This window comes from Conexibacter sp. S30A1 (assembly GCF_023330665.1).
GTDB lineage: Bacteria > Actinomycetota > Thermoleophilia > Solirubrobacterales > Solirubrobacteraceae > Palsa-465.
This window is the reverse complement of record NZ_CP097127.1, coordinates 2,491,384-2,507,382: the sequence shown is the minus strand read 5'-3', so window position 1 is coordinate 2,507,382 and position 15,999 is coordinate 2,491,384. Positions and strand designations below refer to the sequence as shown.

At 66.0% G+C, this 15,999-nt stretch carries 15 protein-coding genes; 7 read left to right on the top strand and 8 right to left on the bottom strand.

The annotated features are described in order from the left end of the window. Nucleotide 1 precedes the first annotated feature (1 nt). Genes M3M54_RS12050 through rpmH form a run of 4 tightly spaced genes read right to left on the bottom strand, consistent with a single transcriptional unit; the run spans nucleotide 2 to nucleotide 1,961 of the window. Nucleotides 2-1,054: a YidC/Oxa1 family membrane protein insertase gene (locus M3M54_RS12050; RefSeq protein ID WP_249019294.1), complete on the bottom strand. Its 1,053-nt coding sequence runs from the start codon at nucleotides 1,052-1,054 to the stop codon at nucleotides 2-4. A gap of 4 nt (nucleotides 1,055-1,058) precedes the next feature. Further along, complete coding sequence (gene yidD / locus M3M54_RS12045; protein ID WP_256465776.1) at nucleotides 1,059-1,298, bottom strand: membrane protein insertion efficiency factor YidD; 240 nt, start codon at nucleotides 1,296-1,298, stop codon at nucleotides 1,059-1,061. Between the two features lie 44 nt (nucleotides 1,299-1,342). Beyond that, the gene (gene rnpA / locus M3M54_RS12040) at nucleotides 1,343-1,819 is read right to left on the bottom strand and encodes a ribonuclease P protein component (protein WP_256465775.1); all 477 of its coding nucleotides are present in this window, start codon (nucleotides 1,817-1,819) and stop codon (nucleotides 1,343-1,345) included. A 7-nt stretch (nucleotides 1,820-1,826) separates the two neighbouring features. Beyond that, complete coding sequence (rpmH, locus tag M3M54_RS12035) at nucleotides 1,827-1,961, bottom strand: 50S ribosomal protein L34 (protein ID WP_249019291.1); 135 nt, start codon at nucleotides 1,959-1,961, stop codon at nucleotides 1,827-1,829. Nucleotides 1,962-2,213: 252 nt separating this feature from the next. Between rpmH and dnaA the strand changes: the two genes are divergently transcribed. From dnaA to gyrA, 6 genes are all read left to right on the top strand, one after another. Beyond that, the gene (dnaA, locus tag M3M54_RS12030; protein ID WP_249019290.1) at nucleotides 2,214-3,608 is read left to right on the top strand and encodes a chromosomal replication initiator protein DnaA; all 1,395 of its coding nucleotides are present in this window, start codon (nucleotides 2,214-2,216) and stop codon (nucleotides 3,606-3,608) included. A gap of 112 nt (nucleotides 3,609-3,720) precedes the next feature. Further along, entirely contained in the window at nucleotides 3,721-4,830 is a 1,110-nt protein-coding gene (gene dnaN / locus M3M54_RS12025) for a DNA polymerase III subunit beta (protein WP_249019289.1), read from the top strand. A gap of 21 nt (nucleotides 4,831-4,851) precedes the next feature. Then, nucleotides 4,852-5,967, top strand: a complete 1,116-nt coding sequence (locus M3M54_RS12020; RefSeq protein WP_249019288.1) for a DNA replication/repair protein RecF — start codon at nucleotides 4,852-4,854, stop codon at nucleotides 5,965-5,967. Next, nucleotides 5,964-6,344, top strand: coding sequence for a DUF721 domain-containing protein (locus M3M54_RS16995; RefSeq protein WP_371878581.1), 381 nt, complete (start codon nucleotides 5,964-5,966; stop codon nucleotides 6,342-6,344). Before M3M54_RS12020 ends, M3M54_RS16995 begins: the two co-directional genes overlap by 4 nt. A gap of 111 nt (nucleotides 6,345-6,455) precedes the next feature. Next, complete coding sequence (gyrB, locus tag M3M54_RS12015) at nucleotides 6,456-8,882, top strand: DNA topoisomerase (ATP-hydrolyzing) subunit B (protein WP_249019287.1); 2,427 nt, start codon at nucleotides 6,456-6,458, stop codon at nucleotides 8,880-8,882. 27 nt (nucleotides 8,883-8,909) lie between these two features. Next, complete coding sequence (gyrA, locus tag M3M54_RS12010; RefSeq protein ID WP_249019286.1) at nucleotides 8,910-11,405, top strand: DNA gyrase subunit A; 2,496 nt, start codon at nucleotides 8,910-8,912, stop codon at nucleotides 11,403-11,405. Between the two features lie 11 nt (nucleotides 11,406-11,416). Here the strand turns inward: gyrA and M3M54_RS12005 are convergent, their stop codons facing one another. Both M3M54_RS12005 and M3M54_RS12000 read right to left on the bottom strand, forming a co-directional pair. After that, a complete protein-coding gene (locus tag M3M54_RS12005; protein ID WP_249019285.1) occupies nucleotides 11,417-11,575 on the bottom strand; it encodes a hypothetical protein in 159 nt (52 codons plus the stop codon). Between the two features lie 361 nt (nucleotides 11,576-11,936). Further along, nucleotides 11,937-12,440, bottom strand: a complete 504-nt coding sequence (locus M3M54_RS12000; protein ID WP_249019284.1) for an HNH endonuclease — start codon at nucleotides 12,438-12,440, stop codon at nucleotides 11,937-11,939. Between the two features lie 292 nt (nucleotides 12,441-12,732). Here M3M54_RS12000 and M3M54_RS11995 point away from each other — a divergent pair, with 292 nt between their 5' ends. Continuing rightward, on the top strand, nucleotides 12,733-14,610 hold the full coding sequence (locus M3M54_RS11995; RefSeq protein ID WP_249019283.1) for a bifunctional diguanylate cyclase/phosphodiesterase: 1,878 nt from the start codon (nucleotides 12,733-12,735) through the stop codon (nucleotides 14,608-14,610). On the opposite strand, the gene pheA is transcribed toward M3M54_RS11995, so the two are convergent. Together pheA and M3M54_RS11985 are read right to left on the bottom strand one after the other, a co-directional pair. Next, nucleotides 14,570-15,433: a prephenate dehydratase gene (pheA, locus tag M3M54_RS11990; protein WP_249019282.1), complete on the bottom strand. Its 864-nt coding sequence runs from the start codon at nucleotides 15,431-15,433 to the stop codon at nucleotides 14,570-14,572. The two genes, M3M54_RS11995 and pheA, sit on opposite strands and share 41 nt — an antisense overlap. Then, nucleotides 15,434-15,967 carry a DUF4446 family protein gene (locus tag M3M54_RS11985; RefSeq protein ID WP_249019281.1) on the bottom strand — a complete coding sequence of 178 codons (534 nt, stop codon included), beginning with the start codon at nucleotides 15,965-15,967 and terminating at the stop codon, nucleotides 15,434-15,436. Nucleotides 15,968-15,999: the final 32 nt, after the last annotated feature.

The following is a 15,999-nucleotide window of genomic DNA, read 5'->3' as shown; positions in this document are numbered from 1 at the left end:
ACTACCGCCTGCGACCAGACCGCTTCTTCTTAGCCCGCGCCGACGGCGGCGGCCCACCGGTCCGACGCGATGGCTCACGTTTTGCGACGCCGGCGCCACTATCGCTCGGCGTCTTAGCGTTTCCGTCCGTCACAGCACCGCGCGGTCCACGACCGCGCAACAGTCCGCCTAGCGCGCCCTGGGCCTGCTTTGCCTGACCTGCATCTGGGGTCGCCGCCCCAGCTCCCTGCGACTGCTTGGCAGGTGGCTCCGCCCCGCTGGCCGATGCGTCCACTCCAACACCCCCCGCCACCGCGGGCATCGGGCCCATGAAGGCCTTGATCGTGTACTGCTGGACCATCGTCCAGGCGTTCGTCGTAATCCAATACACGATCAAGCCGGCCGGAAAACGGATGATGAACAGCACGAACACGAGCGGCAACAGCAGCATCATGTTGCGCTGGTTACGGTCCATCCCAGGTGCCGACATCAACAGGGTCGAGGAGATCTGTGTGCCCACGTAGAGGATCAGCAGCACGATCAACGTGAGCCCAGTTGGGATGCTCGTGATGTCGTGAATGAACAGGAAGCTGGCGCTCGGGTAATGGCGCCCACAGGCCGTGGTCTGGCTCGCCGCGGCCTTCAGCGACACGTGATGGATCAGTGCGTAGTGCTTTTCAAATGCGACCTGTACAGGCGGACAGATGTCCTTGCGAAGGTTCTCCCTCAGCATGTAGTAGAGCGAGATGAAGACGGGGAACTGGGCCACCAGGGGAAGACATGAACCGAACGGGTTCACGTTGTTCTCCCGGTAGAACTTCATCATCTCCTCCTGCTGGCGCTGCTTGTCGTCCTTGTACTTTTGCTGCAGCGCCTTCATCTGCGGCTGCACGTGCTGGAGCCTCCGCATGGACCCGACCTGTTTGACGGCAAGCGGAACGAGCACGAGCCGTACGCACACGGTCAGCAGCACGATCGACCAGCCCCATGAAAGACCGGCGCTGTCATGGAAGAACTTGATCACCGCCGCGAACACGCTGATCAGTGGGCCAAAGATGTTTGCGGTTACGAGCATGATTTCAGGAGCCTGAGGCCTTTCGCCGAGACCGGAACAGACGCTGATCCTCGACGGGATCAAAGCCGCCCCTGCTCCATGGGTTGCACCGCAGGAGACGCCAGCCGGCTAGCACCAGCCCGCGCAGTATGCCGAACTTCGTGACCGCCTGCACCGCGTACTCGGAGCAAGACGGGTGATACTTGCACCGTTGCCCAGTGAGCGGCGAGACCATTTTCTGGTAAAGCTTTATTGGCGCGACCACAGCGCGTCTTAGGACCGTCGAAACCGGCCTCTGTTCAGGCCGAGTCACGCTCCTTGCACCCCGGCCACCGGCGGTGTGCGCGAGCCTACATCTTCCATCCCGGGCACTTCCGCGCCATCCAGCTGCGGCGCTGTCCCAGCGCCCTGCTTTGCACCATCTCGCACGCCATCGACCTTCCCTATGAGTTCGCCGAGCGCGGCACGAACCCCCGCCAAGCCCTCCCGCTCGGCCAAGTCACGGGCCGCCGGGCGAGCGATCACCACAACATCCGTGCCCTCGGGCAACCGCCTGGACTCCGCGTCAAACGCCTCGCGCACCAGCCGCTTTACGCGGTTGCGGTCCACGGCCCCCCCGACCTTCCGAGAAACAGACATTCCAAGCCGGGCTCGCTCCTCGGTCCCGCGCGGAAACACGTAGAGAACGAACTCCTTGCCGCCATGCGACCTGCCGCTGCGCATGACACGGTCGAACTCGGCGCTCCGTGACAGCCGCCCTCGGCGTGGCGAACCATCGCCCGCCACCGTCCACCTACACCGTAAGCCGCTTCCGGCCCTTATCGCGGCGCCGCTTGAGGACGTCGCGACCTGCCCTGGTCAGCATGCGCGCGCGAAAGCCGTGCGTGCGTGCTCGCTTGCGCTTCTTTGGTTGGTAGGTCCTCTTCATCGATCGTCCTCACCGCCCGAGCGGTTGTTGGCAGGAAGTATACGCGGGCTCCGGCTTCGTGAGCGTCACCGCCGGTCGTCCGTCCGCACCATGGTGTAGCACGGCGCCCGCACTTTTTCTCGCGCTTTGCGCCAAGCCCTGTTCCAGGTCGCGTCTGCAGGCCCCGGGCGGAGCTATATTCGCCACCCCGGTCCCGTGTGACGCCGGGACCTCTCGCACAATCACGTCTCAGCTGTTAGGAGCCGCTTGGAGATGCTCGGGCACCTCCCGCAAAACCCTGCTTGGTCAGATGTCGCCGCGCGACTGCGCTCCCGTGTGGGCCCAACCACCTACGACGTCTGGCTAGATGGCGTTGAAATCGTCAGCTGGGATGGCGAGTTGCTGGTGCTAACAACTGGAGCTGGTACCGACAGCTGGATCGCCGGCCGCTACGGAAAGACGATCGAAGCGTGCGCGCAGGAGGTGTTTGGGCAGGGCGCGCGCGTCGCCTTCGCGCATGACGCGGCCGCTCGCGCACACCAGGCGCTGACCAGCGCCGGCACCGCATCCACGGGAGAGCTCGCCTCAGAGATCAACCCTCGCCACACGTTTGAGCAGTTTGTGATCGGCGACGGTAACCGCCTTGCGCACGCAGCTGCGCTGACCGTGGCGGAAACTCCCGGGCAGGCGTACAACCCGCTCTTCCTGCATGCCCCACCAGGCCTTGGCAAGACCCACCTGCTGCATGCCATAGCCAACTACCTGGCCGCGTACTCGCCGGGCACGAGGGTGCTCTACACAACCGTTGAGGCGTTCACCAACGGCTTCATCGCGGCGCTGCGCGGCGAGGCACTTGAGCGCTTCAAGCACATCTACCGGCATGTGGACGTGCTGCTGATCGACGATGTTCAGTTTCTCGCCAGCAAGGTGCGAACCGAAGAGGAGTTCTTCCACACCTTCAACGCTCTCTACGACTCGGGCCGCCAGCTCGTCTTGACCGCAGACCGCCTTCCCAGCCAGCTGACAGGCATCGAGCAGCGTCTCCGTGAACGGTTCGCATCCGGTCTCGTCGCCCATCTGGATCCCCCAGACCGGCGCACACGCGAGGCGATCCTGAGAAAGCGGGCTGCGATTGACCACATACGCGTGACTGACGACGCCGTGTTCGAACTGATCGCAGACCGTGTACGCGACAACGTTCGCCTCATCGAGGGTGCGCTGGTCCGTATCGTCGCCCATCACTCGCTCACAGGGCAGGCGATCACCCCCGAGTTGGCTGCAGCAGTCCTCAAGACGATCCTGCCGTCAACGACTGCCCCGTCGGCCACCGTTGCCAACCGAACGGACGGCAGTCCGCTGCCTCCACCGGTCGAAGCGATCCAACGGACCGTGGCCGAGCACTTCAACCTGGCTGTCAGCGATCTCACGGGCCCAAGCCGCACAGGCGCCGTCGCCTGGGCCAGGCAGTTGGCGATCTACCTGACACGGGAGCTCACCAAGATGCCGCTTCAGACCATCGGAGAGGCCTTTGGTGGGCGCAACCACGCGACCGTCCTGCACGCATGCAAGCGTGTGGGCGAGCGCATCGCTGTGAACAACTCTGAGGCCTCGGACCTCCAAGCGCTCGTCGACCAGCTCGCTTTCAACAATACTGACCGCATCTCCTGACAGACTTCGCGGTGCCCTGGACGACAAGTAATCCGCTCCGTGCGCAAAACCGGCCGCTTATCAACAGCAAATCCATGCCTACGACTCCTAAGCAAATCCAAGGAATGAAGCAGTGAAGATCGAGCTTGAGCGAGAGGACTTCCTCACCCAGTTGCAGGCGGCAGTCCGAGTCGCCTCAACCCGCTCAGCCATCCAAGCGCTTTCTGGAGTGATGATCGCCGCCGTGAGCGGCAGTTGTGAGCTACGCGCAACGGACGCCGACATGAGCCTGCGTGTGCCGTTGCAGGCACAGGTAACGCGCGAAGGGTCTGTGGTACTTCCTGCGCGTCTACTGATGGACGTGATGCGCTCCCTGCCGAGGAGCTCTGTCAAGCTTGAGCTGCGTCCTGCTGAAGGCGATGTGGAGGTTCTAAGTGGGAACGCAAGCTTCCACCTGCGCACATTGCATGCGGAGGACTTTCCACCGCTGCCGGCCGTCGACTCGGATGCGGGTCTGACGCTGCCGCTCGGCGCTTTCGTTGAGACCGCGGCGAAGGTGCTCGGGTCGGCATCGCGAGACGAGACCAGGCCCGTACTAACCGGAATCCTGGTATCCGCATCTGGGCATGAGGTGCGGATGGTGGCAACCGACTCGTACCGCCTGAGTGTGAAAACCACCCAGCTTGCGACACAGTTGGCGCACACCTTCGAGGTCAACGTACCCGCCCGTGCTCTGCAGGAGCTGGCTCGGCTGGCCGCCCACAGTGAAGATGAGGAGCTTTCGATCAGCGTCCGCCAAAACCAGGTGGTCTTTGCGATCGGCTCAACGGTCCTTTCATCGCGTCTCATTGACGGCCAATTCCCCAACTACCGCCAGTTGTTGCCGGAGACCTTCGTGCAAGAGCTTCGCTTCGATGGGGCAGAGCTGCGTGAGGTGGTGAGACGCGTGAGCCTCCTGGCCCAGAAGAATGCGCCACTCCGTCTGGCGTTCGCCGAGGGCGAGCTCACGATCTCCGCTCAGACGCCCGATATCGGAGAGGCACGTGAGTCGCTGCCGGCGCCCTTCCACGGCGAGGCGTTCGAAATCGGCTTCAACCCTGAATTTCTGCGTGAGGGGCTCGATGCTGTTGGCGAAGCCGAGGTGATCGTCAAGCTGATCTCACCGCTGAGGCCAGGGCTGCTCGAGTCCGGCGACGGCAGCGGCTTCGTCTACCTGATCATGCCCATCAGGCTCAACGTCTAGCGAAACGGATCGCGCACCGCCATGCGCGTGCTCTCAGTCAGTGTCCGTGATTTCCGTTGCTACGAGGCGGCCGCCGCCCCGCTGGGCGGCGGCTTGACGGTCATCTGGGGACCAAACGGCGCCGGTAAGACGAACCTCCTTGAGGCGCTGTACTTCGGCTGTACGGGACGATCCTGCCGCACGGTCAACGACCGTGAGGTGGTGCGCTTCGGCAGTCGCACGGCGCGCGTGGTCGTTGCAGCCGAGGATGAGGTCGGCCCGCACGAGTTCACCGTTGGCTTCACGCCTGGCGAGCCAAAGCGCATGACGCATGACGGTGCCCCGGTTGAGCGCCTCGTGGATCTATCCTCGCGCCCACTCATGAGCGTCTTTTTGCCGGAGCGCCTCGACCTGGTGCGGGGCGTACCGGCGCTGCGTAGAGCTCACCTCGATCAGTACTTAGCTGCTCTGTGGCCCGCACGCGCCGCCAACCGGAGCACCTACGCACAGACGCTCGCGCAACGCAACGCGTTGCTGGCACGCGTTGACCACGGCGGCTCGCGTGCCTCACTGGCCGCCTGGGACGAGAGGCTGGCCGCCGCCGCCATCGCCCTCATGGCAGATCGGGCCCAGGCATCCTCTGAGCTGGCCGCCGCCTTTGCGGAAATCGCCCCTTCGCTGGGCCTCGAAGCTGATCCCGAGGTCTTCTACAGACCTCGTTCACAGGCGAGCAGCATCGAGGAGTTTCAGGCAGAGCTGCGCGAACGGCTGTCCAGCGACCTGGAGCGTGGCTTCACCGAGCACGGCCCGCACCGTGATGATCTCGTCCTGCGCCACGCTGGACGTCAGCTGCGCACCTACGGCTCCCAAGGTCAGCAGCGCCTGGGACTCCTGGCGCTGCTCTTGGCGGAGCGTCGCGTGATCTCGCGATATCGCGCCGCCGCGCCTCTCATTCTGCTCGACGACGTCATGAGCGAACTCGATCGAGAGCGCCGCCAAGCGCTTGTCCAACTGCTCCTGAACGACGGTGGCCAGGCTGTGATCACCACCACCGACCAAGAACACGTCCCATTGATCGAGAGCCCCGAGATCGCCCTGGTTGGTGTTGGCGGAGGCTCGGTATTGAGTCCCCAGACGGCAACCGCCGGCGTCCAATGACTTTTCACAGGCGCTCTCCACGACCGCTCGCACAGGCTCTCGGCGCGGCGCGGGCAGGTTGGGAGCCCCGCTCGCAGCTCGGCCGCGCTCAAACCGCCTGGGAGGACCTCGCGAGCGCCTGGAGCGAGGTTTTAGGCGAACACGGCCCCTACATTCTCGAACGCACGACCGTTGTCGGGATCCGTGCCGGCGTGCTGACGGTCGGCTGTAGTGAGGCGGTGGTCGCGGACGCTCTGACGCTTGAGTCGGCGACGGTCATCGAGCGCCTCAACGAGCGCCTGGGCGCACCTTCTGTAGCGCGCCTGCGGTGCGTTGTTAAGAGCACTGACGATGGCCTTAGTTTACGGCAAAATGCAGGGAAAAACCCGCGCGCGTGAGGGTCCCTGCCAAGTGCGCTTCTGCTACTATTGTGCGAAAGAAGACTTGACGCCCCGGCACGCGATCAGGGTTTGCGGAGCCGGGGCTTCGCAATGTAAAGCGAGGATCCGTTGACCGACGGCGACAGCGCCGAGCGCTCGGCCGAAGTGCAGAGCTACGACGCCGAGAACATCCAGGTGCTTGAGGGACTCGAGGCGGTCCGCAAGCGCCCGGGCATGTACATCGGCTCAACCGGCGAGCGGGGCCTGCACCACCTCGTCTATGAGGTTGTTGACAACTCTGTTGACGAGGCGCTGGCGGGGCGCAACGACCGCGTAGACGTGGTCATTCACCCCGACAACTCAGTGACGGTGACCGACGCCGGTGCCGGCATCCCGGTCGCGACCATGGAGAAGGAGGGCCGCTCCGCGCTCGAGGTTGTGCTCACCGTCCTGCACGCCGGCGGCAAGTTTGGCGAGGGCGGCGGCTACAAGGTTTCGGGTGGCCTGCATGGGGTGGGCGTCTCGGTCGTCAACGCGCTCTCGGAGCGACTCGAGGCCGAAGTGCGCCGTGACGGCTACGTCTGGACGCAAACCTATGAGCGAGGCACACCCACCGGTCCCGTCAAGCGTGGCGAGCCCACCAGCGAACATGGCACCCGCATCACGTTCATGCCGGACGCCGACATCTTCGAGACGCTGGAGTTCAACTTCAAGACGCTCGAGGAGCGGCTCCGCGAAACTGCTTTCCTGACCCGCGACCTGCGCATCTCCCTGACCGATGAGCGCGGCGAGGGTGCGAGCGTCGCCTTCCACTATGAGGGTGGCATCACCGACTTCGTCGCCTACCTGAACGAGAACAAGGAGCCGATCCACGCCAAGGTGATCTCGTTCGAGGGTGAGTTCGCTGAGGGCTCGGTTGAGGTCGCAATGCAGTGGAACGCCTCATACCAGGAGTCCGTCTTCTCGTTCGCCAACAACATCCACACGCACGAGGGTGGCTCTCACCTCAGTGGCTTTCGCGCCGCTCTGACCTCGGTCATCAACAAGTACGCCCGTGACGTCGGAGAGCTCAAGGAGAAGGACGACAACCTCTCCGGGGAGGATGTGCGCGAGGGCCTGACCGCCGTTGTCTCCGCCAAGCTTGCAGAGCCGCAGTTCGAGGGTCAAACGAAGACCAAGCTCGGCAACCCGGGCATGGCGGGGTTTGTGCAGTCGATCGTCAACGCACGTCTGGCCGAATGGCTTGAGGAGAACCCGCAGGACGCGCGGCGCGTGATCCGTAAGGCGGTGTCTGCCGCACAGGCTCGTGCCGCGGCACGCAAGGCACGCGACCTCACGCGCCGCAAGTCGGTGCTCGGCAACTCGACGCTGCCCGGGAAGCTCGCCGACTGTTCTGTCAAGGACCCGAGCCTCGCGGAGATCTTCATTGTTGAGGGCGATTCCGCCGGCGGCTCCGCGGTGGACGCCCGCGACCGCAACACGCAGGCGATCCTGCCGCTGCGCGGCAAGATCCTGAACGTCGAGAAGAGCCGCATCGACAAGGTGCTGTCCAACACCGAGATCCAGGCCCTGATCACGGCGATCGGCACGGGCGTCCGCGACGAGTTCGACATCGAGAAGGCCCGTTATCACAAGATTGTGCTGCTGACGGACGCCGACGTGGACGGGGCGCACATCCGCACGCTGGCCTTGACGCTCCTGTTCCGCGAGATGCAACCGCTGGTCGAGGCCGGCTACGTATATATCGCCAAGCCGCCGCTCTACCGCCTGACCCGCGGCCAGAAGCACCGCTACATCGAGCGTGACTCGGAGCTCGAGGAGCTTCTGCTCGGCGACAAGTTCGACAAGATCGAGGTCACCAACCATGCCGGTGGGCAGTTCAAGCTGACCGATGCGCGCTGGCAGCGGCTGACCCGGCTGCTGCGTCAATACCAGGGCTGGGCCTCTGCGCTACGCACCGCGCACGGCCATGGGGTGGTGTCCTTCATGCAGCAGGCGCGGCTACTGGAGGGAGGCGTTTCGAGCGTCGAGCAGCTGCGTCCGCACCTGGCGGAACAGGCCACGCCCAACGGTCACGCCTACACCACGGAGCTGCTCTCGGAGGATCCCTTCGAGCTCGTCGTCCGGACGATCGAGGTGAAGACCGGCCACGCCACGACCCACCACGTGCGCCGCGCGGCGCTGGATGCCAACGAGTACGGCCGGCTGGCGAGCGTTCATCACGAGCTGTCGGCGCTGGCGGGGGAGCCGCCGTTTCAGATCGCGCTCGGCGACCGCACGGTCGAAGCTCGCTCCTACGAGGAACTGCGTGACGGGATTCTCGAGATCGCCCAGCGCGGCGTGGAGTTCTACCGCTTCAAAGGCCTCGGCGAGATGGACCCGGAGGAGCTGCGGGAGACCACGATGGACCCGGCCACCCGCACGCTGGCACAGGTGACGATGGAGGACGCCAGCGCCGCAGACCGGGTCTTCTCAATGTTGATGGGCGACCAGGTGGAGCCACGAAGGCAGTTCATCGAAGAGAACGCCCGCCTGGTCAGCAACCTGGACATCTAGTCCCGGGCCGGAAAGGAACCACTGCAGATGGCGACGATCGACACACTTGGCGGCGGCAACATCGAGCCCCGCGGGCTCGAGGACGAGATGCGCTCGGCGTACCTGGACTACGCCATGTCGGTGATCGTCGGACGGGCACTGCCGGACGTGCGCGACGGCCTCAAGCCGGTTCATCGGCGGGTTCTGCACGTGATGAACGAGATGAACCTGCGGCCCGACCGCAAGCACGTGAAGTGCGCGCAGATCGTCGGCGAGGTCATGGGCAAATACCACCCCCACGGCGACAGCGCGATCTACGACACGCTGGTGCGCCTCGCGCAGAACTTCTCGATGCGCTACACGCTCGTGGACGGGCACGGCAACTTCGGCAACGTCGACGGCTGGCCCGCGGCCGCGATGCGCTACACCGAGGCGCGCCTGGACCATCTGGCGACCGAGATGCTGCGCGACATCGACCAGGACACGGTCGACTTCGTTCCAACCTATGACGGCGGCACGCGCGAACCGCTGGTGCTGCCGGCACGCTTCCCAAATCTGCTGGTCAACGGCTCCTCGGGGATCGCCGTAGGCATGGCGACCAACATCCCGCCGCACAATCTCCGCGAGGTGGTCGCGGCGACGATCGCCTACATCGACGACCCCGAGATCGACATCGAGGGTCTGATGAAGCACATTCACGGCCCCGACTTTCCGACCGCCGGCACGATCCTCGGCCGTGACGGCATTCGCGACGCGTACGCCACCGGTCGCGGACGGGTGCGCATGCAGGGCAAGGCCCACATCGAGCCGATCGGCCAGGGCAAGGAGGCGATCATCGTCACCGAGCTGCCCTACCAGGTGCGCAAGGGCGGCGACGGCGGCCTGATCGAGAAGATCGCCTCACTGGTCGACGACAAGAAGATCACCGAGATCACCGACGTGCGCGACGAGTCGGATCGGCGCGGCATGCGGATCGTGATCGAGCTCAAGCGTGAGGCGATCCCCAAGGTGGTGCTCAACAAGCTCTACAAGCACACGCCGTTGCAGGCGACCTTCGGCGTCAACATGGTGGCGCTGGTCGACAACGTGCCCAAGACGCTGTCGCTGCGCGAGGTTCTCGGACACTACGTGGACCACCAGCGCGAGGTGGTCGTGAGGCGCACCAAGTACGAGCTGCGCCGGGCTGAGGAGCGCGCCCACATCCTCGAGGGCCTGCTGATCGCGCAGGACAACCTCGACGAGGTGATCGCCCTGATCCGCGGCTCGCGCGACCCCGAGCAGGCCCGGATCGGGCTGGTGGAGCGCTTCGCGCTGACGGTCGTGCAGGCGGAGGCGATCCTGCAGCTGACGCTCCGCCGGCTGACCGCGCTCGAAGCCGACAAGATCCGCGCCGAGCACGCCGATCTGGTCGAGCGGATCGCCGAGCTGCGAGCGATTCTTGGAGACGAGGCCAGGGTTTATGCGCTGATCAAGGAGGAGCTCGAGGAGATCGCAAGCCGCTATGGCGACGAGCGCCGCACCGAGATCACCTATGCGGAGGGCGAGATCGACATCGAGGATCTGATCGCTGACCAGCAGATGGTGATCTCGATCACGCACTCCGGCTACATCAAGTCCTTGCCGCTGTCCACCTATCGACAGCAGCGCCGTGGTGGCGTCGGCATCACCGGCATGGACACCAAGGACGACGACTGGATCGAGCACCTGTTCGTCACCTCGACCCACGACTTCCTGCTGTTCTTCACCAACCGTGGCAAGGTCTACCGCTTGAAGGTCTACGACCTGCCTGAGCAGTCGCGTACCGCGCGCGGGCGAGCCCTGGTCAACCTGCTGCCGCTGCGCGAGGGGGAGAAGGTGCAGTCGGTGCTCAACACGCGCGACTTCAGCGAGGGCCGCTACCTGGTCTTTGCGACCCGCAACGGCATGATCAAGAAGACGGAGTTCATGGCCTACAACACGCCGATCAAGGCTGACGGAATCATCGCGATCAACATCCGCGACGACGACGAGCTGATCGCCGTGCGCAAGACCAGCGGCGAGGACGACATCATCATGGTCTCGCGCTCGGGCCAGGCCGCGCGCTTCAGCGAGGACAAGGTTCGCGCGATGGGTCGCGACACCTCTGGCGTGCGTGGCATGAACGTCAGCCAGCCCGGCAACGCCGTGCTGGCGATGGACGTCGCCCGCGACGACCAGGAGCTGTTGGTGGTGACCGAGAACGGTTATGGCAAGCGCACCGCGATCTCCGAGTACCCGGCCAAGAACCGCGACACCATGGGCGTCAAGACGATCCAGTTGACCGAGAACAAGGGTGCGCTCGCGGGCGCCCTGGTCGTGCGCGAGCACCAGGAGCTCGTCTTCATCTCCCAGGGCGGGATGGTCCAGCGCACCTCGGTGCGAGGCATCAGTCGCTACGGACGCGCCTCCCAGGGTGTCAAGGTGATGAACATCCGCGACGACGACCAGGTCAGTGCCGTGGCTTTGGTGGTGGAGAGCGAGTCGGGCGACGAAGCGGCGGCCGTGGAGCCCGCCGAGCAGGGCTGAGCGTCCGGCGGTCAGCCGTCGAGGATCGTCCGCAGCCGGTTGCGATCTTCACGCGCCAGTCCGGCGTCACGCTCGCACTCGGCGTCGGTTATGCCGTCGCGCGGGTGCACGGTAGAGACGACCTCGCCCGCGGCGATCAGGCCCGGCGAGTGGATCGCGACCATCCCCATCGGTCAGTCGACGACGCGGTGGTCGCCATCGGCGTGGATGCCGGAGGCGCTCAGTCCAATACGAGTGAGGGGCGCCGTCGTCAGACGGCGCCCCTCAGAACTGCCTGGCTGGCATCGCTGCGACTGGCACGAACATCGCCGAAGGGACCAGGTCGGCGCCAGTGCAGTGGTGTCACGGTGGGACTCCGCCCAGGGCGGTCAGCCATCCGACCTAGCGGCCGGACACCTCCAGGGTCCCGCAAGTACTGTCAGACAGGTGGACCACCTCCTTTCTCTGGTGCTGCACACGATACACCTCCGCGCGGCACCTTTCGCCGGTCGCGGGGGCGAAGCCTGAGCGCCGCTGGGAAGCGGCGCTCATTCAGGCCGCGAGCGGCCCGACCCCGAGGTACTGGCGCCAGGTGGCCGGGATCGTCGGGCTCGCGACCTGCACGAACACCTCCGGGCTGGGTGTGCGCGGCGAGCGTGCCAGGGTCATGCCGACCTGGCGCGGCAGCGAGTCGCCCTTGCGGCGGTTGCACGGAGCGCAGGCGGCGACGATGTTGTCCCAGGTCGAGCCGCCGCCCTTGGAGCGCGGGACCACGTGGTCCACGGTCAGCTGCGTGCGCGAGCCGCAGTACTGACAGGTCCAGTCATCACGCGCGAACACCGCGCGGCGCGTGATCTTGCGCCGGTGCGGATCGCGCGGGATCTTCACATAGCTGACCAACCGGATCACGGCCGGCCGCGTGACCGTGGCGGCGGCCGAGTGCAGCAGCCTGCCGGTCTCCTCCACCACCTCCGCCTTCTGCTTGAGCAGCAGGACCACGGCACGTCGCACGGTGCAGACGTGAATCGGCTCATAGGTCGCATTCAAGACGAGCACCCGGCCACCATCAGGTCCGCGTCGGTGGTGCTCAGCGAGCGACGCGGACCGGGCTTGGTCGGGTATTGGCGACTCGATCACTCGCAACTAAGTCTACCGTCGGCGCGGATGAGCCAGCCGCGGTGCCCCGTGTTCGACCCGAGCATCTTCCCGAGCCGGGTCCCGCGCTGCGCCGCAAGGCGGCCGGCCAGCGGCAGCGCCGGTTGACGGATTCAAGGCTTGTGGCCAATCGGCCGATTGTGCGAGCAGGAGCGATCTGCTCACGGAATGCGACCAAGGAGGTTGTCTACGCATGGATGACGTCCGGGCCACGGAGAAAGACGGTTCCGCGTACGTCGGAGCCACCGTGGGCGGCGAGACCTCAGCAGAGGTCGCGGCCATCGGCGTCCGCCTGCGTGAGCGCCGAGGCGAGGTGGAGCGGCGCAGCGAGGCTCTGAACCGGGACGGCTCGCTGCAGCTGGAGCCGGCTCCGCATGCGAGCATCCAGCGGGTCATCCAGGTTGCCACCGACGCGGTCGCGCAGTGGCTGTCGGGGCACGGTGAAGCGGCCGCTCGCCAGACGGGAGACGAGGCGGCGGTGATCTTTGGGCAGCTCGCGATCCAGCGTGAGGCGCCGCTCCACGAGATCACCAAGCGCACGCTGCGCTGGCGTGATGCGACCAGCTCAGTGCTCGATGAGATCGCGGACGAGCTTCACGCGGGGCGCGAGGCTCGCCGCGAGGTCCACCGGATGCTCCGCCGCTCCGCTGATGTGACGCTCGTGCGGCTGTGTGAGGCGTTCGAGCGCGAGCGGAGCCTGGTTGACGACGAACTCGCCCGGCGCGAGCAGGAGCTCGTTTTCATGGCCACCCACGATCCGCTGACGGGCCTGCCGAACCGTACCCTGATCATCGACCGTACCGAGCAGCTGATCGCGCGTGGTCGGCGTGAACCACACCTCTGCGCCGCATTGTTCATCGACCTGGACGGCTTCAAGGCGGTCAATGACGGGCTTGGTCACCGGGCGGGAGACGACCTGCTGCGGTTGGTGGCGGCGCGGCTTGAGTCCACGATCCGGGAGGTTGACACGCTCGGTCGCCTGGGGGGCGACGAGTTCGTGATCCTAACCGAAGGGCCTGTGCCCGCCGTCGCCCCCGAGCTCGTCGCCGAACGGCTGCTCGACGCGCTGCGCCAGCCCTTTGAGATCGACGCCGCCCCCGGCGGCCGGGTCACCCTGACCGCCAGCATCGGAATCGCGGTCGCCGATGGTCGCGGCGCCCAGGATCTGCTGCGCGACGCTGACATCGCGATGTCCCGGGCGAAGCTATCGGGCCGCAATCGCTACCTGGTGTTCGAGAGCGGCATGCAGGATGCCGCGTCGACGCGCGTCGAGCTCGAGTTGGAGCTCCGTGACGCCGTGGCGAACCGGGAGCTGCATATCGTCTACCAGCCGCTGTTCGCCTTGAACGGGCTCAAGCCGGTCAGAGTGGAGGCGCTGCTGCGCTGGGAGCGCCGCGGCCAGATGCCGGTCAGCCCCGAGCTGTTCGTGCCAGTGCTCGAGCAGTCCGGCCTGATTGCCGAGGTGGGTCGCTGGGTCCTGTCAGAGGCCTGCGCCTGCTGCGCCGACTGGGTGCGCGTGGGGCTCCAGATAGGTGTGGCGGTGAACGTGTCGGCGGTGCAGTTGGAGCGCGACGATTTCCTTGCCGACGTGGCTGCCGCGCTCGAGTCGAGCGGGATTGACCCCGCGATGCTCACGATCGAGATCACCGAAACGGCGCTGATGCGCGACGCCGAGCGTACCGCTGAGCGCCTGCACGAGATCAAGGCTCTCGGCGTGCGCCTGTCGATCGACGACTTCGGGACCGGCTACTCGTCCCTGGCCTACCTGCAGCGCTTCCCGGTCGATGAGCTCAAGATCGATCGTTCGTTCATCTCGCAGTTCGAGGGCGGACGCCAGCGTGACGCGCTCATTCGCACCTTCGTCGAGCTTGGGCGGGCGCTTGGCATCGAGACGATCGCGGAGGGGATCGAGGACGAGGCGCAGCTGTCACGGCTGCGGGCCGAGCGCTGCGACATCGGCCAGGGCTATCTGTTCGCCAGCCCGATGACGGCCGCTCGTTGTCAGGAGTTCCTCGCGCAGACCGCTGCGCTCACGCCACCGGGAAAGAGCCGAGCGTCCGCAGAACGTTGACGCGGCCGCGCAGGCCCGCGAGCGCGTCGGTCACCATCGCGTCGGCCTCGCGGCCGTCCAGGTCGGCAAAGAACATGTACTGGCCGAGGCCGGCGCGCAGCGGTCGCGACTCGATGCGTGTCAGATTCACGCCGCGGAAGGCCAGCTCAGACAGGCAGCTCACCAGCCACCCGGGCGAATCGGTGCCGGGTCCCCAGAAGACGATCGCCGTCTTCCAGGCTGTGTCCGCACGGACCGGCAGGCCGGGCACGCCAGGTGTCGTCCCGGCCGGCGCCAGCCAGACGAAGCGCGTCTGGTTGCCGAGCACGTCCTCGATACCGGTCTCGAGCACGGCACAGCCGTAGAGCTCGGCCGCCAGACGGGTGCCGATCGCGGCCCAGCGGTGGCGAATCCGTTCGGTCACGAGCCGGACCGCCTCCGCCGTGGAGCTGGCGGTCATCACCCTCGCCTGCGGCAGGCGGGTGCGGATGAAGCGTCGGCACTGGGCGGTGGCCTGCGGGTGCGAGATCACGACCTCGATCTGATCGAGCTCGAGCGGCCGCTGGGCGATCAGGCATTGCTCGATGCCAAGCACGGTCTCGCCCACGATCCGCACGTCCTCCGCATCGAAAACCAGCGCGTCGAGGGTTACGTTGACCGAACCCTCGAGCGAGTTCTCGATCGGCACCACGGCGCGCTCAGCGCTGCCGTCGGTTACGGCCAGGACCGTGTCGTGGATCGTCTCGCGCGCCTCGAGCTGGAGCTCGTGCGAGCCGGGTGCGCTCAGTGCCGCAGCCTGTGTGAAGGTCCCCTCTGGACCCAGGTAGGCGACCCGCAGCGTCAACTAGCTTGCCGCCGTGCCCTGACGGCCCGCGTGAACGCCACCGCTGGCCAATGCGACCCGCACCGCCTCGCTCTCCTCCGGTGAGAGCTCGAACTCCGGCTGACCATTGCGGATCTGCTTGGTGTAGAGCCTGGCCGTGTCGCGGTGGTGAATCGAGGAGAGCACGATCCCCGACTGCGTGGCGTCGAGCAACGCGATCGAAGTCGACTGACGGCCCGACATCTCGCCATAGGCGTCGTAGCGGATCAGCGCGCGGTGCGCGAAGGTCCCGTCAAGCCGCCGCTCCGCCTGGTCCATGCGGTGGTCGAGGCGTGTGCCGAAGTCCTCCACGTACTGTGCCAGCGAGTCAAACGCAGCCTGCAGCTGTGCGGCATGGGTGACGAGATCACGCCTGCTGTCGCCGAGCACCGCCCGCTGTGCAGCGCGGATCCGGCGCAGTGCCAGGGTGAGGCCGATCGACCAGCCCACCGCGACGACCGCCACGGCAGCCGCGGCGACGGCGACGATGCCCGTGGTGGTGTCGAGGCTGCTCACGGATCTCAATATAAGCCCCCGATCGATGGAGT